This is a genomic window from Amycolatopsis sacchari, from assembly GCF_900114035.1.
In the GTDB taxonomy this organism is placed as follows: Bacteria; Actinomycetota; Actinomycetes; order Mycobacteriales; family Pseudonocardiaceae; genus Amycolatopsis_E; species Amycolatopsis_E sacchari.
In genome coordinates this window covers 1-16,459 of the sequence record NZ_FORP01000002.1, presented here as the reverse complement: position 1 = coordinate 16,459, position 16,459 = coordinate 1, and the positions used below count along the sequence as shown (strand labels likewise).

Annotated in this window: 19 protein-coding genes; 6 read left to right on the top strand and 13 right to left on the bottom strand. The window is 71.7% G+C overall.

Annotated elements, in window-relative coordinates:
• Window positions 1-13: 13 nt before the first annotated feature.
• The 4 genes from BMZ92_RS04140 to lpdA all read right to left on the bottom strand — a co-directional run bounded on the left by BMZ92_RS04140 (window position 14) and on the right by lpdA (window position 4,794).
• Complete coding sequence (locus BMZ92_RS04140; protein ID WP_091504376.1) at window positions 14-643, bottom strand: phosphatase PAP2 family protein; 630 nt, start codon at window positions 641-643, stop codon at window positions 14-16.
• Window positions 640-1,509, bottom strand: a complete 870-nt coding sequence (locus BMZ92_RS04135) for a TIGR01777 family oxidoreductase (RefSeq protein ID WP_091504375.1) — start codon at window positions 1,507-1,509, stop codon at window positions 640-642. The genes BMZ92_RS04140 and BMZ92_RS04135 overlap by 4 nt, the downstream gene beginning before the upstream one ends.
• A 72-nt stretch (window positions 1,510-1,581) precedes the next feature.
• Entirely contained in the window at window positions 1,582-3,363 is a 1,782-nt protein-coding gene (gene sucB, locus BMZ92_RS04130; protein ID WP_091504374.1) for a 2-oxoglutarate dehydrogenase, E2 component, dihydrolipoamide succinyltransferase, read from the bottom strand.
• Window positions 3,364-3,420: 57 nt separating this feature from the next.
• A complete protein-coding gene (lpdA, locus tag BMZ92_RS04125; protein WP_091504373.1) occupies window positions 3,421-4,794 on the bottom strand; it encodes a dihydrolipoyl dehydrogenase in 1,374 nt (457 codons plus the stop codon).
• A gap of 175 nt (window positions 4,795-4,969) precedes the next feature.
• On the opposite strand from lpdA, the gene BMZ92_RS04120 reads away from it, so the two are divergent.
• Window positions 4,970-5,308 (top strand): oxidoreductase, encoded by a 339-nt coding sequence (locus tag BMZ92_RS04120; protein WP_091504372.1) that lies wholly within the window; start codon window positions 4,970-4,972, stop codon window positions 5,306-5,308.
• Between the two features lie 6 nt (window positions 5,309-5,314).
• On the opposite strand, the gene BMZ92_RS04115 is transcribed toward BMZ92_RS04120, so the two are convergent.
• The 3 genes from BMZ92_RS04115 to BMZ92_RS04105 form a co-directional block, all read right to left on the bottom strand.
• Window positions 5,315-5,521, bottom strand: a complete 207-nt coding sequence (locus tag BMZ92_RS04115; RefSeq protein ID WP_091504371.1) for a helix-turn-helix domain-containing protein — start codon at window positions 5,519-5,521, stop codon at window positions 5,315-5,317.
• Entirely contained in the window at window positions 5,522-6,001 is a 480-nt protein-coding gene (locus BMZ92_RS04110; protein ID WP_091504370.1) for a DUF2975 domain-containing protein, read from the bottom strand.
• A 76-nt stretch (window positions 6,002-6,077) separates the two neighbouring features.
• On the bottom strand, window positions 6,078-7,583 hold the full coding sequence (locus tag BMZ92_RS04105; protein ID WP_091504369.1) for a leucyl aminopeptidase: 1,506 nt from the start codon (window positions 7,581-7,583) through the stop codon (window positions 6,078-6,080).
• Window positions 7,584-7,674: 91 nt separating this feature from the next.
• On the opposite strand from BMZ92_RS04105, the gene BMZ92_RS04100 reads away from it, so the two are divergent.
• Window positions 7,675-9,003 carry a hypothetical protein gene (locus BMZ92_RS04100; protein WP_091504368.1) on the top strand — a complete coding sequence of 443 codons (1,329 nt, stop codon included), beginning with the start codon at window positions 7,675-7,677 and terminating at the stop codon, window positions 9,001-9,003.
• Here the strand turns inward: BMZ92_RS04100 and BMZ92_RS04095 are convergent.
• Window positions 8,972-9,256, bottom strand: a complete 285-nt coding sequence (locus BMZ92_RS04095; protein WP_245782890.1) for a hypothetical protein — start codon at window positions 9,254-9,256, stop codon at window positions 8,972-8,974. The genes BMZ92_RS04100 and BMZ92_RS04095 overlap by 32 nt on opposite strands.
• Window positions 9,257-9,317: 61 nt before the next feature.
• Between BMZ92_RS04095 and BMZ92_RS04090 the strand changes: the two genes are divergently transcribed.
• On the top strand, window positions 9,318-10,421 hold the full coding sequence (locus BMZ92_RS04090; protein ID WP_091504366.1) for a branched-chain amino acid aminotransferase: 1,104 nt from the start codon (window positions 9,318-9,320) through the stop codon (window positions 10,419-10,421).
• Between the two features lie 176 nt (window positions 10,422-10,597).
• Here BMZ92_RS04090 and BMZ92_RS04085 read toward each other — a convergent pair whose 3' ends face one another.
• Window positions 10,598-10,813 carry a hypothetical protein gene (locus BMZ92_RS04085; RefSeq protein WP_091504365.1) on the bottom strand — a complete coding sequence of 72 codons (216 nt, stop codon included), beginning with the start codon at window positions 10,811-10,813 and terminating at the stop codon, window positions 10,598-10,600.
• Between the two features lie 27 nt (window positions 10,814-10,840).
• The gene (cobT, locus tag BMZ92_RS04080) at window positions 10,841-11,881 is read right to left on the bottom strand and encodes a nicotinate-nucleotide--dimethylbenzimidazole phosphoribosyltransferase (protein WP_091504364.1); all 1,041 of its coding nucleotides are present in this window, start codon (window positions 11,879-11,881) and stop codon (window positions 10,841-10,843) included.
• Window positions 11,882-11,936: 55 nt separating this feature from the next.
• Between cobT and BMZ92_RS04075 the strand changes: the two genes are divergently transcribed.
• Window positions 11,937-12,602 (top strand): IspD/TarI family cytidylyltransferase, encoded by a 666-nt coding sequence (locus BMZ92_RS04075; RefSeq protein WP_091504363.1) that lies wholly within the window; start codon window positions 11,937-11,939, stop codon window positions 12,600-12,602.
• 6 nt (window positions 12,603-12,608) lie between these two features.
• Here the strand turns inward: BMZ92_RS04075 and BMZ92_RS04070 are convergent, their stop codons facing one another.
• Together BMZ92_RS04070 and BMZ92_RS04065 are read right to left on the bottom strand one after the other, a co-directional pair.
• Entirely contained in the window at window positions 12,609-13,598 is a 990-nt protein-coding gene (locus tag BMZ92_RS04070; protein ID WP_091504362.1) for an aldo/keto reductase family protein, read from the bottom strand.
• Window positions 13,599-13,632: 34 nt separating this feature from the next.
• Window positions 13,633-14,298, bottom strand: a complete 666-nt coding sequence (locus BMZ92_RS04065; protein WP_177228538.1) for a DUF3043 domain-containing protein — start codon at window positions 14,296-14,298, stop codon at window positions 13,633-13,635.
• Window positions 14,299-14,461: 163 nt separating this feature from the next.
• Between BMZ92_RS04065 and BMZ92_RS04060 the strand changes: the two genes are divergently transcribed.
• A complete protein-coding gene (locus BMZ92_RS04060; protein ID WP_091504361.1) occupies window positions 14,462-14,827 on the top strand; it encodes a HesB/IscA family protein in 366 nt (121 codons plus the stop codon).
• 87 nt (window positions 14,828-14,914) lie between these two features.
• On the opposite strand, the gene BMZ92_RS37245 is transcribed toward BMZ92_RS04060, so the two are convergent.
• Window positions 14,915-15,082 carry a hypothetical protein gene (locus BMZ92_RS37245; RefSeq protein WP_177228537.1) on the bottom strand — a complete coding sequence of 56 codons (168 nt, stop codon included), beginning with the start codon at window positions 15,080-15,082 and terminating at the stop codon, window positions 14,915-14,917.
• Between the two features lie 131 nt (window positions 15,083-15,213).
• Here BMZ92_RS37245 and BMZ92_RS04055 point away from each other — a divergent pair, with 131 nt between their 5' ends.
• Window positions 15,214-16,200, top strand: a complete 987-nt coding sequence (locus BMZ92_RS04055) for a carbohydrate kinase family protein (protein WP_091504360.1) — start codon at window positions 15,214-15,216, stop codon at window positions 16,198-16,200.
• Window positions 16,201-16,459: the final 259 nt, after the last annotated feature.

Below are 16,459 nucleotides of genomic sequence, written 5' to 3'. Positions count from 1 at the left end.
CACAACCGTGAGGCTACGCCGCGGGCGCGGACGCCGACACCGGTCCCGGTAGGAGCCGCAGCACAGCCGCGACGAGCAGCCCGATGCCGAGCACGCCGAGCACCGCACCCACGGTGTCGCTGAGCCAGTGCACGCCGAGGACCAGGCGGGTCAGCGCCACGAGCACGGTCGCCACGGCCGACACCACCAGGGCCAGGCGGGTCAGCGCGGGCGCGAGCCACCGGCACAGCAGCACCACCGCGAACCCCGCGCTCGCGATCGCCACCACGTGCCCGCTCGGGTAGCTGAACTCCGCGTACTGCCGTGGCCGCTCACGCAGGAAGATCGGTTTGCCGACCCAGCTCGTGAGCCGCGCGACGCCGAACACCACCAGCACCCGCGCCGCGACCCACGCCTCCGCCCGCAGCCCCCGGTACCACGCCAGCACCACGCCGACGAGGACGCCGAGCATCACCGCGGCCGGCAGCACGAGGCCGACCAGGTTGCTCACGACCGAGGTCGCCGTGCCGACCGGTCCCCGCCACCAGCCCTGGAACGCGCCGGTGACGGCGAGGTCGACCGCGAGCGGGTGCCGGGCCACGGCGATGCCCAGCGCGACGAACAGGCCGAGGAAACCCAGCCCGGCGCCGAGCACGCGGATCACCGCGCCGCCGCCATCGCTTCGTCCACAGTGGAGTGTGTGAACCGGTAACCCGCCCGCCGCAGCACCGAAGGCACCGCACGCACCGAGGACAACGCCAGCTCGTCCGCGGCTTCGCCGAGCGCGAGCTTCAGCGCGGCCGCGGGAGCCCACCACGGCGCGGGCCGGTGCAGCGCCCGCCCGAGCGCCTTGGTGAACTCCGCGTTGGTCACCGGCTCGGGGCCGACCAGGTTCACCGGCCCGGCCACGCTCTCGTGCTCCAGCAGGAACCGGATCGCGCCGACCTCGTCCTGCTCGCTGATCCACGCCTGGTACTGCCTGCCACTGCCGATCCGCCCGCCCAGGCCCAGCTTGAACAGCGGCTTGAGCGGCCCCAGCAGCCCGCCGCGACGGCTGAGCACGAGCCCCGTCCGCAGGTACACCACCCGCGCGCCCGCCCGCGCGGCCGGTGCTGTCGCGGCCTCCCACGCCTCGCACAGGTGCGCCAGGAAACCCTCGCCGCGGGGTGCGGTCTCGTCGCGCTCGGCGTCCCCGCCGTCGCCGTAGTAGTGCACGCCGGATGCGTTGAGCAGCACGGGAATTCGGTGCTCCGCGACCGCCTCGGCGAGCACCTCGGTGGGCTCGATCCGGCTGTCCGCGATCATCTGCTTGCGCGCCGCGCTCCACCGCCCGACCAGCGGCGTCCCGCACAGGTTCACCACGCCGTCCACGCCCTTGAGCGCGGCCTCGTCGATGCGGCCCGACGGCGGGTCCCACGTGTACTCACCGCTGCCGCGCACGAGCCGCCGCACCTCGTGCCCGGCCTCCCGCAGCGCCGAGACCAGGGCAGTACCGATGAGCCCGCGGGAACCCGCGACGAGGACACGCATGGCCTCAGCTTAGGCGGAGACAGGAAAAGGGGCGTGCCGTCACCGACGACACGCCCCCTTTCCGGTGGGACGTCAGAGACCCAGCTCGTCCTCGAAGTGGCCTTCCTCGAGGCGGTGCTTGATCGTGGTCAGGAACCGGCCGGCGTCGGCACCGTCGATGAGGCGGTGGTCGTACGTCAGCGCCAGGTACGCCATCGACCGGATGGCGATGGTGTCCTGCCCGTCGGCGTCGGTCACCACGACCGGCCGCTTCACCACCGCGCCGACGCCCAGGATCCCGGACTGCGGCTGGTTGATGATCGGCGTGTCGAACAGGGCGCCGTTGCTGCCCAGGTTCGTGATGGTGAACGTGCCGCCCGACAGCTCGTCCGGCTTGATCTTGTTCGCGCGCGTGCGGGACGCGACGTCGGCGATCGCCCTGGCGAGCCCGGCCAGGTTCAGCCCGCCCGCGTTGTGGATCACCGGGGAGAGCAGGCCGCGCTCGGTGTCGACCGCCACGGCGAGGTGCTCCTCGCCGAAGTAGGTGATCTCCTTGGTGTCCTCGTTGAGGTAGGCGTTGATGTTCGGGTGCTGCTTGAGCGCCTCGACCGTCGCCTTCGCGAAGAACGGCAGGAACGTCAGCTTGACGCCCTCGCGCTCGGCGAACGCGCCCTTCGCCTGCTGCCGCAGCCGGGCGATCTTGGTGACGTCCACCTCGAACACCTGGGTCAGCTGCGCCGAGGTCTGCAGCGACTCGCGGGTGCGCTGCGCGATGACCTGGCGGATCCGGCTGGCCTTCTGCACCGTGCCGCGCAGCGCCGACTCCTCGGGGGCCGGAGCGCTCGGGCGCTGGGCCGCGGGAGCCGGGGTGCTCGCCGCCGGGGCGGCGGGCGCGGCCTGCTGCTGCTTCTGCTTGGCCTCGGCCGCCGCGAGCACGTCCTGCTTGCGGATCCGGCCGCCGACCCCGCTGCCGGTCAGCGTCGACAGGTCGATGCCGTGCTCGGTGGCGAGCTTGCGGACCAGCGGCGTGACGTACGGGGCGTTGCCGTTGTCCTGCGACTCGGCCGCGGGCTTCGGCGCGGGCGCCTGCGGGGCGGGGGCCTGCGGCGCCGGGGCGGCAGCCGCGGGCTGCGGGGTGGGCTCCGGCTTCGGCTCGGGCTTGGGCTCGGGCTTCGGTTCCGGCTTGGGCTCGGGCGCCTGCTGCTGCGGCTCGGGCTGGGGCTCCGGAGCCTTCGGGGCGGGCGCGGCGGAGGCGTCACCGATGACGGCGAGCTGCCCGCCGACCTCGACCGTCTCGTCCTCCTGCACGCTGATCTCCAGCAGCGTGCCGGCGACCGGCGAGGGCACCTCGGTGTCGACCTTGTCCGTCGAGATCTCCAGCAGCGGCTCGTCCACCGCCACCGTGTCGCCGACCTGCTTGAGCCAGCGGGTCACGGTGCCTTCCGTGACGCTCTCGCCCAGCTCCGGCAGGGTCACCGGGGTGCCCTGCGCGGACCCGCTCGGCGCGGGCTGCGCCTGCGGCGCGGACTCCTGCGCCGCCGGGGCGGCCTGCTGGGACTGCTGCTCGGGCTCGGGCTGGGCCTCCGGCTGGGCCGGGGCGCGCTCCACGTCACCGCCGGAGTCGCTGCTCCCGCCGGTGCCGTCGTCGATCACGGCGAGTTCGCCGCCGACCTCGACGGTCTCGTCCTCCTTGGCGACGATCCGCTGCAGCGTGCCGGCGACCGGCGACGGTACCTCGGTGTCGACCTTGTCGGTGGAGATCTCCAGCAGCGGCTCGTCGACCGCGACGGTGTCACCCTCCTGCTTAAGCCACCGCGTGACGGTGCCCTCGGTGACGCTCTCCCCGAGCTCCGGCAGTGTGACGGAGTAGGCCATCGTTCGCTGACTCCCTTTGAATCTTGTTGCTGTGGTCTGTCGTCTTGCCCAGGTACGTCAGCTGTGCACGTGCAGCGGCTTGCCGGCGAGGGCAAGGTGTGCTTCGCCGAGGGCCTCGGTCTGGGTCGGGTGCGCGTGGATCAGCGGCGCGACGTCCTCCGGGAACGCCTCCCAGTTGTAGATCAGCTGGGCTTCGCCGATCAGCTCGCCCACCCGGTCGCCCACCATGTGCAGGCCGACGACCGGGCCGTCGGGCGCCTTGACCAGCTTCACGGCGCCGGAGGTCTTGAGGATCTGGCTCTTGCCGTTGCCCGCCAGGTCGTAGGTGAACGTGGTGACCCCGGAGCCGTACTTCTCCTTGGCCGCGGCCTCGGTGAGCCCGACGGAGGCGACCTCCGGGTGGGAGTAGGTGACGCGCGGGATGCCCGACTCGTCGATCGCGCGCGGCTGCAGGCCGGCGATCTCCTCGGCGACGAAGATGCCCTGCGCGAAGCCGCGGTGCGCGAGCTGCAGGCCGGGGACGATGTCGCCGACGGCGTAGACGTTCGGGAGGTTGGTGCGCAGCCGGTCGTCGGTGAGCACGAACCCGCGCTCCATCTTGACGCCGGCCTCCTCGTAGCCGTGGCCCGCGGTGTTGGGGCCGCGGCCGACGGCGACGAGCAGCAGGTCGGCCTCGATGGTCTCGCCGGATTCCAGCGAGACGCTCACGCCCTTGTCGTCCTGCTTCGCGCCGGTGAACTTCACGCCCGTCTTGAAGGTGATCTTCCGGCGGCGGAACGCGCGCTCCAGCTGCTTCGAGGCGAACTCGTCCTCGGCGGGCACGAGCCGCGGCAGCGCTTCGACGATCGTGACGTCCACCCCGAAGGAGGCCCACACGCTGGCGAACTCCACGCCGATGACGCCGCCGCCCAGCACGACGACCTTCTCCGGGATGTAGTCCAGCGACAGCGCGTCCTCGCTCGCGATGAACCGGCCGCCCAGCTCCAGGCCCGGCAGGGTCTTCGAGTACGAGCCCGTGGCGAGGATCAGGTGCTTGCCCGTGTAGCGCTGGCCGTCGACCTCGACCGTGGTGCCGCCCACGAACGTGCCGGTGCCCTCGACGAGGTTGACCTTGTGGGCCTTCGCCAGGCCCTGCAGGCCCTTGTACAGCCGCGAGATGATCGCGTCCTTGTACTTGTGGACACCCGCGATGTCGATGCCCTCGAGGATCGTCTTGACGCCGAACTGCTCGCCCTCGCGCGCCGAATCGGCGACCTCCGCGGCGTGCAGCAGCGCCTTCGTGGGGATGCAGCCGCGGTGCAGGCACGTCCCGCCCAGCTTGTCCTTCTCGATCAGGGTCACGGAAAGGCCCAGCTCGGCGGCACGGAAGGCCGCCGCGTAGCCGCCTGATCCGCCGCCAAGGATCACCAGGTCGGCGCCAGCGTCGCTCACTTCACTTCTCCTCGAGGAGCTCGTCGGTGATGCTCGTCTTCATCCGGTTCAACGTGGTGTTACGTCGCAACCCTCATCATCTTGTCACTACGGACTCGCGAGTTGCGAGGTAGCCGGGTGTGTTGCTGGGCGCATCGCGGAACGCCCGGATAATGGCGGGTGGGACCGGTCGGAGATGGGGTGGTCGAGGGTGGGTCTGTTCGACTCGCTGCGCAGGAAGCGCAGGGCTGGCACGCTGCGCGGGGCCAGCGGGGACGACACGCGGCACCTGGAGGAGTGGGCAGCCGCCCGCCGGGGCGTCGAGGCCTACGTGGAGCCCCGCACCACGGTGACCGAAACCACCATCGTGCTGGTCGCGCACGACGGCGAGTGGACCCGGCGGCGGATCGGCAGCCTGGACGCGGCGCAGAACTTCGGCCGGAAACGCGGCATCCCGGTGTACGAGGTGGCCAAGATCGGTTACCCCAAGCGCATGCGCGAGTACACGCAGCGGCAGAAGCGGGCCCAGGGCTGACGCGCGTCAGTCCTCGACCCACTCGAGGAGGTCGCCGGGCTGGCACTCCAGCACCCGGCACATGGCCTCCAGCGTGCTGAAGCGGACGGCCTTCGCGCGCCCGTTCTTGAGCACGGCCACGTTCGCGGGTGTGATGCCGACGCGCTCGGCGAACTCCCCGACGCTCATCTTGCGCTTGGCCAGCTGCACGTCGATCCGCACGACGATGGGCACTCAGATCACCGCGTTCAGCTCGGTGCGCAGCGTGGTGGCCTGGCGCAGCAGCGCCCGCATCACCACCATCAGCAGCCCCAGCACGGTCACGCCCACCAGCAGCAGCAACAGCAGGAGGGGCGCTCCGGGGTCGTCGGCGACGAGGCCGACGTAGACGAACACGCCCAGCAGCACGAGCCACGCCGCGGCGATGGCTCCCACGATCGCGTCCACCCACTTCAACGCGCCCTCGCTGAAGATGCGGTCCTCCTTCACCAGCGACAGCAGCCGCCACGTGCAGACGATCACCACCTGGACGCACAGCACCCAGAACACCGACACCGCCGTCTCGGGCCAGCGCAGGTACGCCTGGTCCGGCGATTCCCTCGCCTCGTACGCGAACTTCCCCGGCAGCGACAGCGTCTGGAACACCACCAGGATCGCGAACAACAGGACGAGGAAGATCCGGAGCGGCACGACCACGCGGCGAACGGCGAACATGCATCGAGTGTCGCTTGGAATCTATCGAAAGTCAATCGGTGTGGCCCCTCCCCGGAGGAAGGGGCCACACCGCGGGTCAGTCGTTCGCGGCGATGTCGGCGAGCACGGCGGCGATCGTGCGGACCGGGAGGCCCGTGCCGCCCTTGGGGGTGTAGCCCCACGCGCCGCCCGTGTTGTACGCCGGGCCCGCGATGTCGATGTGCGCCCAGGGCAGCCCGTCCGCGACGAACTCACGCAGGAAGAGGCCGGCGGCGAGCATGCCGCCCCATCGGTGGCCGGTGACGTTCGCCAGGTCGGCGAGCTTCGAGTCGAGGTCGGCCCGCAGCTCCTCGGGCAGCGGCATCGGCCAGCCGCCCTCGCCGGTCGCCTGCGCGATCGCGGCGACCCGGTCGCGGAACTCGTCGGAGCCCATGATCCCGGCGGTGCGGTTGCCCAGCGCCACCACCTGCGCGCCGGTCAGCGTCGAGGTCTCGATGAGGTAGTCCGGGTTCTCCTCGGCCGCGCGGACCATCGCGTCGGCGAGCACGAGGCGGCCTTCGGCGTCGGTGTTGAGCACCTCGACGGTCTTGCCGCCGTACATGTGCAGCACGTCGCCGGGGCGGTACGAGGTGCCGGACGGGAGGTTCTCGGCGAGCGGGATGTGCGCGGTGACTTCCAGCGGGTACTTGAGCTTCGCGGCCAGCACCACCGACGCGAGCACCGCGGCGGCACCCGACATGTCGGAGGTCATGTGGTCCATGTTGGCCGCGGGCTTGATGGAGATGCCGCCCGAGTCGAACGTGATGCCCTTGCCGACGAGCGCGATCTTCTTGGCGGCCTTCGGCCCCTTGTAGGACACGCGCACCAGCCGCGGCGGCCGCGAGGAGCCGCCGCCGACGCCGAGGATGCCACCGAAGCCCTTGCGCTTCAACGCCTTCTCGTCGAGCACCTCGAAGTCGAGGTCGTTGGCCTCGGCGAGCTTGCGGGCGCGGTCGGCGAAGGACGCGGGGAACAGGTCGTTCGGCGGGGTGTTGACGAGGTCCCGCGCGATGATCACGGACTCGGCGATCGCGGTGGCGGCCTTGAGGGTGGCCTTGTGCGCGCGGCCGGTGCCGTCGGCGGGCTGGACGAAGTCCACAGCGGACACCGGGGCGTCGCCGGGCTCGGACTTGTACTCGGTGAACTTGTAGGCGCCCAGCGCGAGGCCTTCGACGGCGGCCTGCAGGTCCAGGGTGGACGGCATGAACAGCGCGCGGGCCGTGCCGGCGAGTGCGCGGCCCGCGGCCCCGGCGGCGCGGCGGACCTGTTCGGGGGTGACGGTGCCGTCGTCGCCGGGCTTGCCGAGGCCCACGGCGTAGACGACGCCGGCGGTGAGCTTGCCGAGCGTCGGCAGCTTGACGATCTCCTCGACCTTGCCGGTCGCGCCCAGAGTGGACAGCAGGCCCGCGAGCCCACCGTCGAAGGCGGCGTCGACGGCTTCGGAGCCGGGCGCGAGGACGGGTGCCTTCTCGCCCTGGAGTGTGCCGATCACGACCACGTCGGCCTTGCTCTTGCCCAGGGCCGTCTCGGTGTTCTCGTACAGGGCAAACTTCGGCACGGTCACTGGTGGCTCCTCGCGCGCGTTCGGACGGTGGGATTTTCGTTTGCCATGCTAATTGAGCCGATCGAGGGGCAAGAAAGGCAGGTGATGGGCCGTGCGGCTGGCTGCCGGGCTGGGGATCGCACTGGCACTGGGCGCGGCGGGCGGCGGGTGGTGGCTGCCGGCGGGCGCGCTGGTGGCGGGCCTGCTGGCGCTGTGCGCACCCCGGGTGGCGGTGGGTGGTGTTGGTGGTGTTGCGGCTGGCCCCGGCACCCCGACGCGGCCCTCGGCCGCGAGGGTGCTGGCCCGCCTGGGCCTGGGGTCGCGCCTGTCCCGCCGGGTGGCCGGTGACGAACCCCCGACGGACGCACCGCCCTCCGATGAGGGCCCGCTCCCGCCCGGCTCCGGCCTGGCGCGAGAGGCACCGCCGTCCGGTGAGGCCTTGGCACCGCCCTCCGGCGAGGCCGTGGCCCCCGCCTCCGGCGAGCGCGCAGTCCCGCCCGCCTCCGGCGCCCGGCGAGAACCCCCGCCCTCCGACGCGGGCCCACGGCCACCCCGACCCGCCGCCCGCCGGGCCTTCCGGCCCTCCGCCACTACCCACCTCCCCCCGCGGGCGGTCCCGCTCCTCACCGCCGCCCGGACCGTCGCCCGGCTCGCCCTCGTGCCGGTGTTCGCCTCCGCTTGTGGCACCTACCTCCTGCCGCAGTACCGCGTGCCGGTGGCGCTCGCCGTCGTGGTGATCGTCGCCGCTGGGGATGGGGCCGGGGCCGTGCTGCCGAGGTTCGTCCGGGGCTGGGTGCTGGGCATCCTCCTGGTCGGCGCGGCCGGGCTCGTCGCGCTGTGCTTGGCCATCGCGCCCGAGCGTGGCGTGGGTTCGGGTCCGGGGTTCGCCGGGATCTTCGCCGCCGCGGCCGTGTTGTTCCCGCTGCTCACCAGGCAGAAGCCGGACCGGTGGCTCGCGGGGACCGTGGTCGTCGCGGCCGTCCTCTGCGCCGTGGCGCTCCACCAGCTCGGCCCGGTCCGGCTCGGGCTGTCGGACGCGCCGCTGCGGGACCTGCTCGCCGCCGTCGACGGGCAGGCCATCGAACCCCTGCTCGCCGGGATCGTCGTGATCGCCACGGTGCCCGCCGCGCTGGGCGCCCTCACCGAGGCACGCGGCGCACTGCCACGCCCCTCCGGCTCGCTCCTGTGTGGACTGCTCGCCGCGGCCGGCGCGGTGTTCCTCGCGCCCGCTCAGGCACTGCTCGTCGCCGCGGCGCTGGCACTGGCCGAAGTGCTCGTGACGAGCCTGCTGACCCTGCCGCACGCGCGCTCGGTCGTCAGCGCGGCCCTCGCGATCACGCTGCTCGCCTGGATCCCCGGGCTCGACCTGCTGCTCGCGCTGGCCGTGCTCGCGCTCGGAGTGCTGGTGGTCAGGCGGCCAGCAGCGCCGCGAGCAGCGTGAGCACGCCGCCCACCACCACGAGCGTGACCACCGACTTCGTCGACAGCCCGGCGGGGAAGAACTGGTCGTCGTGCACCTTGCGCCACCAGATGACGCCGAACACCGCCCCGACCGCGGCCAGGATCGCGCCGAACACGGTCAGCAGGAGGTACCCGACGAGCAGGAGCACGCCGCAGCTGTAGGTGAGCAGCGCGGCGGCCACCAGGGCGCGGACGTCGGAGCCGACACCGGCGGACACACGGTTTTCCGTCACCCGCGCAATCCTAGGGCAGGAGGACATTCTCGGACGTCCGACTAGAGGATATCCTGTGGCAATGACGACCACGTTGCCCTTCACCCGTACCCCGAACCCGTCTCCCGCCACCGCGGAGCGTGTAGCGGAGGTACTGGCGGCGCCGGGCTTCGGTCGTTACTTCACCGACCACATGGTCACCGTCCGCTGGTCCGCCGAGCAGGGCTGGCACGACGCCGGGCTCCGGCCGTACGAGCCGGTGACGCTCGACCCCGCGACGTCGGTCCTGCACTACGGGCAGGCGATCTTCGAGGGCCTCAAGGCGTACCGCCAGCCGGACGGTTCGATCTCGGCGTTCCGGCCGGAGGCGAACGCGGCCCGCTTCCGCGATTCCGCGCGGCGGCTGGCGATGCCCGAGCTGCCGGACGAGCTGTTCCTCGGTTCGCTGCACGAGCTGATCGCCGCCGACGGGCGCTGGGTGCCCACCCGCACGGGTGACACGCTGTACCTGCGGCCGTTCATGATCTCGACGTCCGTGGGCCTCGGCGTGAACGCGCCCGCCGACGAGTACCTGTACTCGCTGATCGCGTCGCCCGCGGGCTCGTACTTCACGGGCGGCGTCAAGCCGGTGAGCGTGTGGCTGAGCACGGAGTACGTGCGTGCCGCGCCGGGTGGCACGGGTGCGGCCAAGTGCGCCGGGAACTACGCGGCTTCGTTCCTCGCGCAGGCGCAGGCCGTGCAGGAGGGCTGTGACCAGGTGGTGTGGCTCGACGCGGTCGAGCGGCGCTGGGTCGAGGAGATGGGCGGGATGAACCTGTTCTTCGTCTACGGCTCCGGTGCCGACGCCAGGGTGGTCACGCCCGAGCTGAGCGGTTCGCTGCTGCCCGGCATCACCCGCAGCTCGCTGCTGCGCCTGGCCGCCGACTTCGGGCACGAGGTCGAGGAGCGCCGCATCTCGACGGAGGAGTGGGAGAAGGACGCCGCCTCCGGTGAGCTGACGGAGGTGTTCGCGTGCGGGACCGCCGCCGTGATCACGCCCGTCGGCCGGGTCAAGCACGCCGGCGGCGAGTTCCTCGTCAACGGCGGCAACCCCGGCGAGCTCACGATGAAGCTGCGGGAAGAGCTGATCGGCATCCAGGAGGGCACCCGCCCCGACCCGCACGGCTGGATGCACCCGCTGTCCTGACGCTGTCCACCGCGAAGGCCGCCGTCCCGGCAGGGGCGGCGGCCTTTCGCTGTGTGCGGCGAGCAGGCCGCTGCCGCCGGGCGGGGTGGAGAGGTGTTCCGGTGCGCGAGCGGCCCTTTCGCCATGAGAGGCGGAGCCGTGCGCCAAAGCCGCTGTCCTACGCGAGCGGCCTGCGGTCACTCCTTGCCGAGCGAGCGGCGGATCTCCGCCAGCTTGTCGCGCACGGCGCGGTCGCGGTCGGCGAGTTGTTCCTCCAGCGACTGGGCTTCCGGCGTCTCCCCGGCCAGTTCCGTCGCACCGGCCGCGGTCGCGAAGCGGCCCTCGATGCGGTCGCGGACGTAGTCGAAGCTGGGCACCCCGGATTCGCTGTAGTCGGGGTCTTGCTCGGGCATGGCAGCCCCCTTCCGTCCCCGCCCAGACTACTGCGGCGGCGCGACCCCGGCCTCGTCGTAAGTCGCGACGTCGGTGAGCAGGCGCACGGCCATCGTCAGCAGCGGCAGCGCGGCCAGCGCCCCCGACGCCTGCCCGAGCCGGATGTTCAGGTCCAGCACCGGTTTCAGGTCGAGGTGCTCCAGCGCGAGGTCGTGCGCGGGCTCCGCGCAGCGGCTGGCCGCCACCCACCACGAGCGGGCGTTCGGCACCAGTTCCTCGGCGACGAGCGCGGCGGCCACCGAACCGAGGCCGTCCAACAGCACCGGCGTGCGGCGCACGGCGGCCTGCGCGAGGAATCCCGTCATGGCGGCGAGGTCGGCCCCCGCCGACGTGCGCAGCAGCGCGAGCGGGTCGGACAGCACCGAGCGGGCGCGGCGCAGCGCGTCACGGATCGCGGCGGCCTTGCGCATCCACGCGTTGTCGTCGATCCCCGAGCCCCTGCCGACGACGGCCACCGGCTCGGTGCCGGTCAGCGCGGCGATCAGCACCGCCGACGGCGTGCTGATGCCGACCCCGAGGTCACCGGCCACGAGCAGGTCCGCGCCCGCGTCGACCTCCGCGTTGGCGACCTCCACGCCCGCCCGCAGCGCCGCCTCGATCTCCTCGTCGGTCAGCGCGTCCTCGACGTCGATGGACCCGGAACCGCGGCGCACCTTGAACTCCTGCACAGCGGTGTCCGCGTCCACGGCGACGTCCACCACCCGCAACCCCGCGTTGGCGACCTCCGCGAGCGCGTTGGGCACGCCGTTGCCCTTGAGCAACGCGTCCACGAACTGCGCGGTGGCCTCCGGCGGGTACGCCGAGACGCCCTTCGCCGCGATCCCGTGGTCCCCGGCGAAGATCACGACCCGGGGCCGCTTGAACGGCCGCGGCGGGCACACGCCCTGGCACGCCGCGATCCAGGCGCCCAGTTCCTCCAGCCTGCCGAGCGATTCGACGGGCTTGAGGAGCGTCGCGTGCCGGCGCCGTGCCTCGGCACGGGCCGTTTCGTCGGGCTGGGGGACGTCGGTGAACGCGGGTCGACTCACGACGTCAACCTAGCGCCTACGATTCGGCACCGTGACAGAACCTTCGGCGGCCGGAGTGGTACTGGCCAGCGGCGCGGGCACGCGCGTGGGCGCGCACCTCAACAAGGTCTACCTGCCGCTGGCGGGACGGCGGATCGCGTCGTGGTCGCTGTCGGCGTTCGCCGCGGTGCCCGGGATCGGGGTGCTGGTACTGGTCACGCGCCCGCAGGACGCGGAGCTCGTCGAGGAGGTGCTGGCCGACCAGGAGGTGCCCGTCGAGGTCGTGCACGGCGGCGGCACGCGCCAGGAGTCCGAGCTGAACGCCTTGCGGCACCTGGGAAACCGCATCGCCGACGGCTCGGTCGACGCCGTCCTCCTGCACGACGGCGCCCGTCCGCTGGTCACGCCGAAGCTGATCGCGGAGGTCCTGCGCGTGGCGCGCGAGCACGGCGGGGCGATGCCGGGCCTGGCGGCGGACGACGTGTTCGCCGGGGACGGCGAGACGCTCGGCCCGCGGCCGCGGGGCCGGGTCGTACGGGCGCAGACGCCGCAGGGTTTCCGGGCGGCACCACTGCTCGCGGCCTACGAACAGGCCGCCCGCGAGGGGTTCGAGGGCACGGACACGGCGTCGGTGATGGAGCGTTTCTCCGACCTGCCGGTGCACTGGGTGCCCGGCGAGGAGCGGAACTTCAAGGTGACCTACCCGCACGACCTCGTTGTCGCGGGGCAGGTCCTGGGCTAGCTACTTTCAGCGAGGGCTCTGCGTGAGGCGCGGGTCGTCCTCGACGACGCCGTCGAGCACGTCGTCGATCGCCTTCAGCAGGTCGGCGTCGAGCTTGACGCCTGCGGCCTTGACGTTCTCGTGCACCTGCTCGGGCCGGGAGGCGCCGATGATCGCCGAGGCGACGTTCGGGTTCTGCAGCACCCACGCGACGGCGAGCTGCGCGAGCGACAGCCCGGCCTGCGCGGCCAGCGGCTCCAGCTTCTGCACGCGCTCCAGCACCTCGTCACGCAGGTAGCGCTGCACCGACTGGGCGGTGGCCTCGTGCGCGGCGCGAGAACCGGCCGGCGCCGCCTGGCCCGGCTTGTACTTGCCGGTGAGCACACCCTGCGCGATCGGCGACCAGACGATCTGGCTCAGCCCCTCGCGCTCGGAGGCCGGGATGACCTGCGGCTCGATGACGCGCCACAGCATGTTGTACTGCGGCTGGTTGGAGACGAACGGCACCTTCAGCTCGCGCGCCAGCTCCGCGCCGCGGGTGATCTGCTCCGCGGTCCACTCCGAGACGCCGACGTAGAGCACCTTGCCCTGGCGGACCAGGTCGGCGAAGGCGAGGAACGTCTCCTCCAGCGGCACCGAGAAGTCGAAGCGGTGCGCCTGGTAGAGGTCCACGTAGTCGGTCTGCAGGCGCTTGAGCGACGCGTTGCAGGACTCGATGATGTGCTTGCGGCTCAGGCCGCGGTCGTTGGGCCCCTTCGGGCCGGTCGGCCAGTAGACCTTGGTCGCGATCTCCAGGCTCTCGCGCCGCTGCCCGGCGAGCCCGCGGCCGAGCACGGACTCCGCGACGGTGTTCGCGTAGACGTCGGCGGTGTCGAAGAACGAAATGCCCGCGTCGAGCGCGGCCTTGATGCAGGCCTGGGCCTGCTCCTCCTCGATCTGGGAGCCGTGGGTGAGCCAGTTGCCGTAGGCGATCTCGCTGACGGAGAGCCCGCTACGGCCGAGACGACGGAATTCCATGTCGTCAGCGTAGCTCTTTCGTCTCGCTAACTAACTACCTCGGGTCGGGCACCGTCTCGCCGGGCTTCACGCGGGGCTTGGGCATGCGCAGGCGGCGGATCTGGCTCGCGCGCACGAACGCGTACCAGCCGAGCGACCGGCCGTTGATGGCTTCCTTGGGGAACTTCTCGCGGGCCAGGCGCGCGACGCGGCGCCCGGTGAAGAAGCCCTCGATCGCGATCGCGACGAGCAGCACCATGCAGATCAGCGTCACGTACTGCTGGAGCAGCGGGAACGGCGAGAACATGATGAGCAGCACCACGATCGCCAGCGGCATGAACAGCCCGGTGAGGCTGCGGCGCGAGTCGACGAGGTCGCGGACGTACGCCTTGACCGGGCCCTTGTCGCGGGGGAGCAGGTAGCGCTCGTCACCCGCGGCCATGCGTGCCTGGCGCTCCTTGGCGGCGGCGCGGCGCTCTTCCTTGGTCTGCGGGTTGGACTTGCGCAGCTCGCGGTTGCGCTTCATCGCCTCACGCGTGGTGCGCGGCGGCGGCGCGACCGGGCCGCGGCGCTTGCCCTCGGCCTCCCGGCGTTTCGGCGTCGCCCGTCCCTTGCCCGGGGTGTAGCCCCGGGTGTGAGATTCGACGCTTTCGGCCACCTCGGCGGCCTCGGTCTCGGGGCTGTCTTCGGTGGTCGTGCCACTGCGGCGTAGGAACCTCACGGGACCAGGATATTGCAGGCACCGGCGGAACTGTTCCCCCGGTCGTGAGATGTGGGACGATGGTTGTCGAACGCCCCGGCGTGGAACAAGACGGGGACGGGCGATGTTGACTGATTGCAGGAGGCATCCGTACCCGCGACAGAGCAACACCTGAGGGAGAGCCATGACGACCGCTGAGACCGGCGCCCCGCAGACCGAGGCCACCCACGGCGTGAGCCTGACCGCCGCGGCCGCGGCGAAGGCGAAGGCGCTGCTGGAGCAGGAGGGCCGCGACGACATGCACCTGCGCATCGCCGTCCAGCCCGGTGGCTGTGCCGGCCTGCGCTACCAGCTGTTCTTCGACGAGCGCGAGCTGGACGGCGACCTGTTCCGCGACTTCGACGGGCTGCGCGTGGCCGTGGACCGGATGAGCGCGCCGTACGTCCAGGACGCGGTGATCGACTTCGTCGACAGCATCGAGAAGCAGGGCTTCACGATCGACAACCCGAACGCGACGGGTTCCTGCGCCTGCGGCGACTCGTTCCACTGACGGAGCGGCGCCTGAGGTTTTTGGGCGGGCGCGGGCCACGTTCTGCACGTGGCCCGCGCCCGTTCTTTGTGTCCGCCGGAGGGTCTTTCAGCCGTCCAGGCCGGCGACCTGCGCCTGGCAGGCCTCGTCGACGGCCCAGCCCCGTGGGGTGGGCGGAGGAGGCACGGGCCGGTGCTGTTCGCGCAGCTCGGCGGGGATGTCGGCGCAGTCACCGATCAGGTCGGCGAGGGTTTCCGGTTCTGTCCTAACGGGCACATCGGGGACGCTAAGGCCGCTGGCCCCCGGTGCGACACCCTTACCTGGCGGTAGGGTCGACCCGCGGCGGCGATTTAACTCTGACGGGCTAACTTCGGCGCCGTCACGTGTGTCGAGAGCAGGGAGCACTGGTGCCATCCAACGCGCGGATCGCGGTGTCGGGCAGTATCGCCACCGACCATCTGATGCACTTCCCGGGCAGGTTCGCGGACCAGCTCATCGCCGACCAGCTGCACCGGGTGTCGCTCAGCTTCCTCGCCGACGATCTCGTGGTGCGGCGCGGTGGCATCGGGGCGAACGTCGCCTTCGGCCTGGGCGTGCTCGGCGTGCGGCCGGTGCTCGTCGGCGCGGTGGGGGAAGATTTCGCGGATTATCGTTCGTGGCTGGAGCGGCACGGTGTCGACACGTCCGGCGTGCTGGTGTCGGAGGTCGCGCACACCGCCCGGTTCGTGTGCACGACGGACGAGGACCTCAACCAGATCGCCACGTTCTACGCGGGTGCCATGGCCGAAGCCCGCAACATCGAACTCGGCCCGATCGCCGACCGCGTCGGTGAGCTGGGCCTGGTGCTCATCAGCCCGGACGATCCCGAGGGCATGCTGCGGCACGCGGAGGAGTGCCGCCAGCGGGGCTACGAGTTCGCGGTGGACCCGTCGCAGCAGCTGGCGAGGATGGACGGGGAACAGGCGCGCACGTTCGTCGAGGGCGCGAAGTACCTGTTCACCAACGATTACGAGTGGGAGCTGCTCCGCCAGAAGACGGGCTGGGGCGAGGACGAGGTGCTGGACCACGTCGGCCTGAGGATCACCACCCTCGGCGAAAAGGGTGTGGAGATCGTCAGCCCCACCGAGACACTGCACATCGACGCGGTCCCGGAACTCACGAAAGCCGACCCCACCGGCGTCGGAGACGGTTTCCGGGCAGGCTTCCTGGCCGGTTTGCACGGTGGCCTGAGCCTGGAACGGGCCGCGCAGCTGGGATCGCTCATCGCCGTGCTGGTGCTGGAAACCATCGGCACGCAGGAATGGCACCTGGACAAGGCGAACGGCCTCAAGCGCATCGCGGAGGCCTACGGACAGGATGCCGCAGTGGAAATCGGCACAGTCCTGAACGCCTGACAGAGCTACAAAAGCCGAGCGGCAGGCCCACCACACACGGACACCCGGCGACGCGAAGCGAGCGGCCCCACCGCCCACACCCACCCCCGCGTCGATCCCCAGCTGCCTTAGCGGTTGGCTCACCGGGTCAAGGGTGGGCGGAGCCCATCGCGCAGCGACGCCGAAGGAAGCTTCTATGTCAAGTGGTGGTGGTCGGTGTGGAGTGCGTGGTAGAGGACGTCGGAGAGGTGGCGTTTGAGGGCGCGGATGGCGGCTTTTC

Excerpts from the sequence above, each read along its gene's own strand:
- BMZ92_RS04135 (WP_091504375.1), bottom strand. The coding sequence starts at position 1,509 with ATGCGTGTCCTCGTCGCGGGTTCCCGCGGGCTCATCGGTACTGCCCTG.
- sucB (WP_091504374.1), bottom strand. The coding sequence starts at position 3,363 with ATGGCCTACTCCGTCACACTGCCGGAGCTCGGGGAGAGCGTCACCGAG.
- BMZ92_RS04120 (WP_091504372.1), top strand. The coding sequence starts at position 4,970 with ATGGGGTGGTCGAGGGTGGGTCTGTTCGACTCGCTGCGCAGGAAGCGC.
- BMZ92_RS04110 (WP_091504370.1), bottom strand. The coding sequence starts at position 6,001 with ATGTTCGCCGTTCGCCGCGTGGTCGTGCCGCTCCGGATCTTCCTCGTC.
- BMZ92_RS04090 (WP_091504366.1), top strand. The coding sequence starts at position 9,318 with ATGACGACCACGTTGCCCTTCACCCGTACCCCGAACCCGTCTCCCGCC.
- BMZ92_RS04085 (WP_091504365.1), bottom strand. The coding sequence starts at position 10,813 with ATGCCCGAGCAAGACCCCGACTACAGCGAATCCGGGGTGCCCAGCTTC.
- BMZ92_RS04070 (WP_091504362.1), bottom strand. The coding sequence starts at position 13,598 with ATGGAATTCCGTCGTCTCGGCCGTAGCGGGCTCTCCGTCAGCGAGATC.
- BMZ92_RS04060 (WP_091504361.1), top strand. The coding sequence starts at position 14,462 with ATGACGACCGCTGAGACCGGCGCCCCGCAGACCGAGGCCACCCACGGC.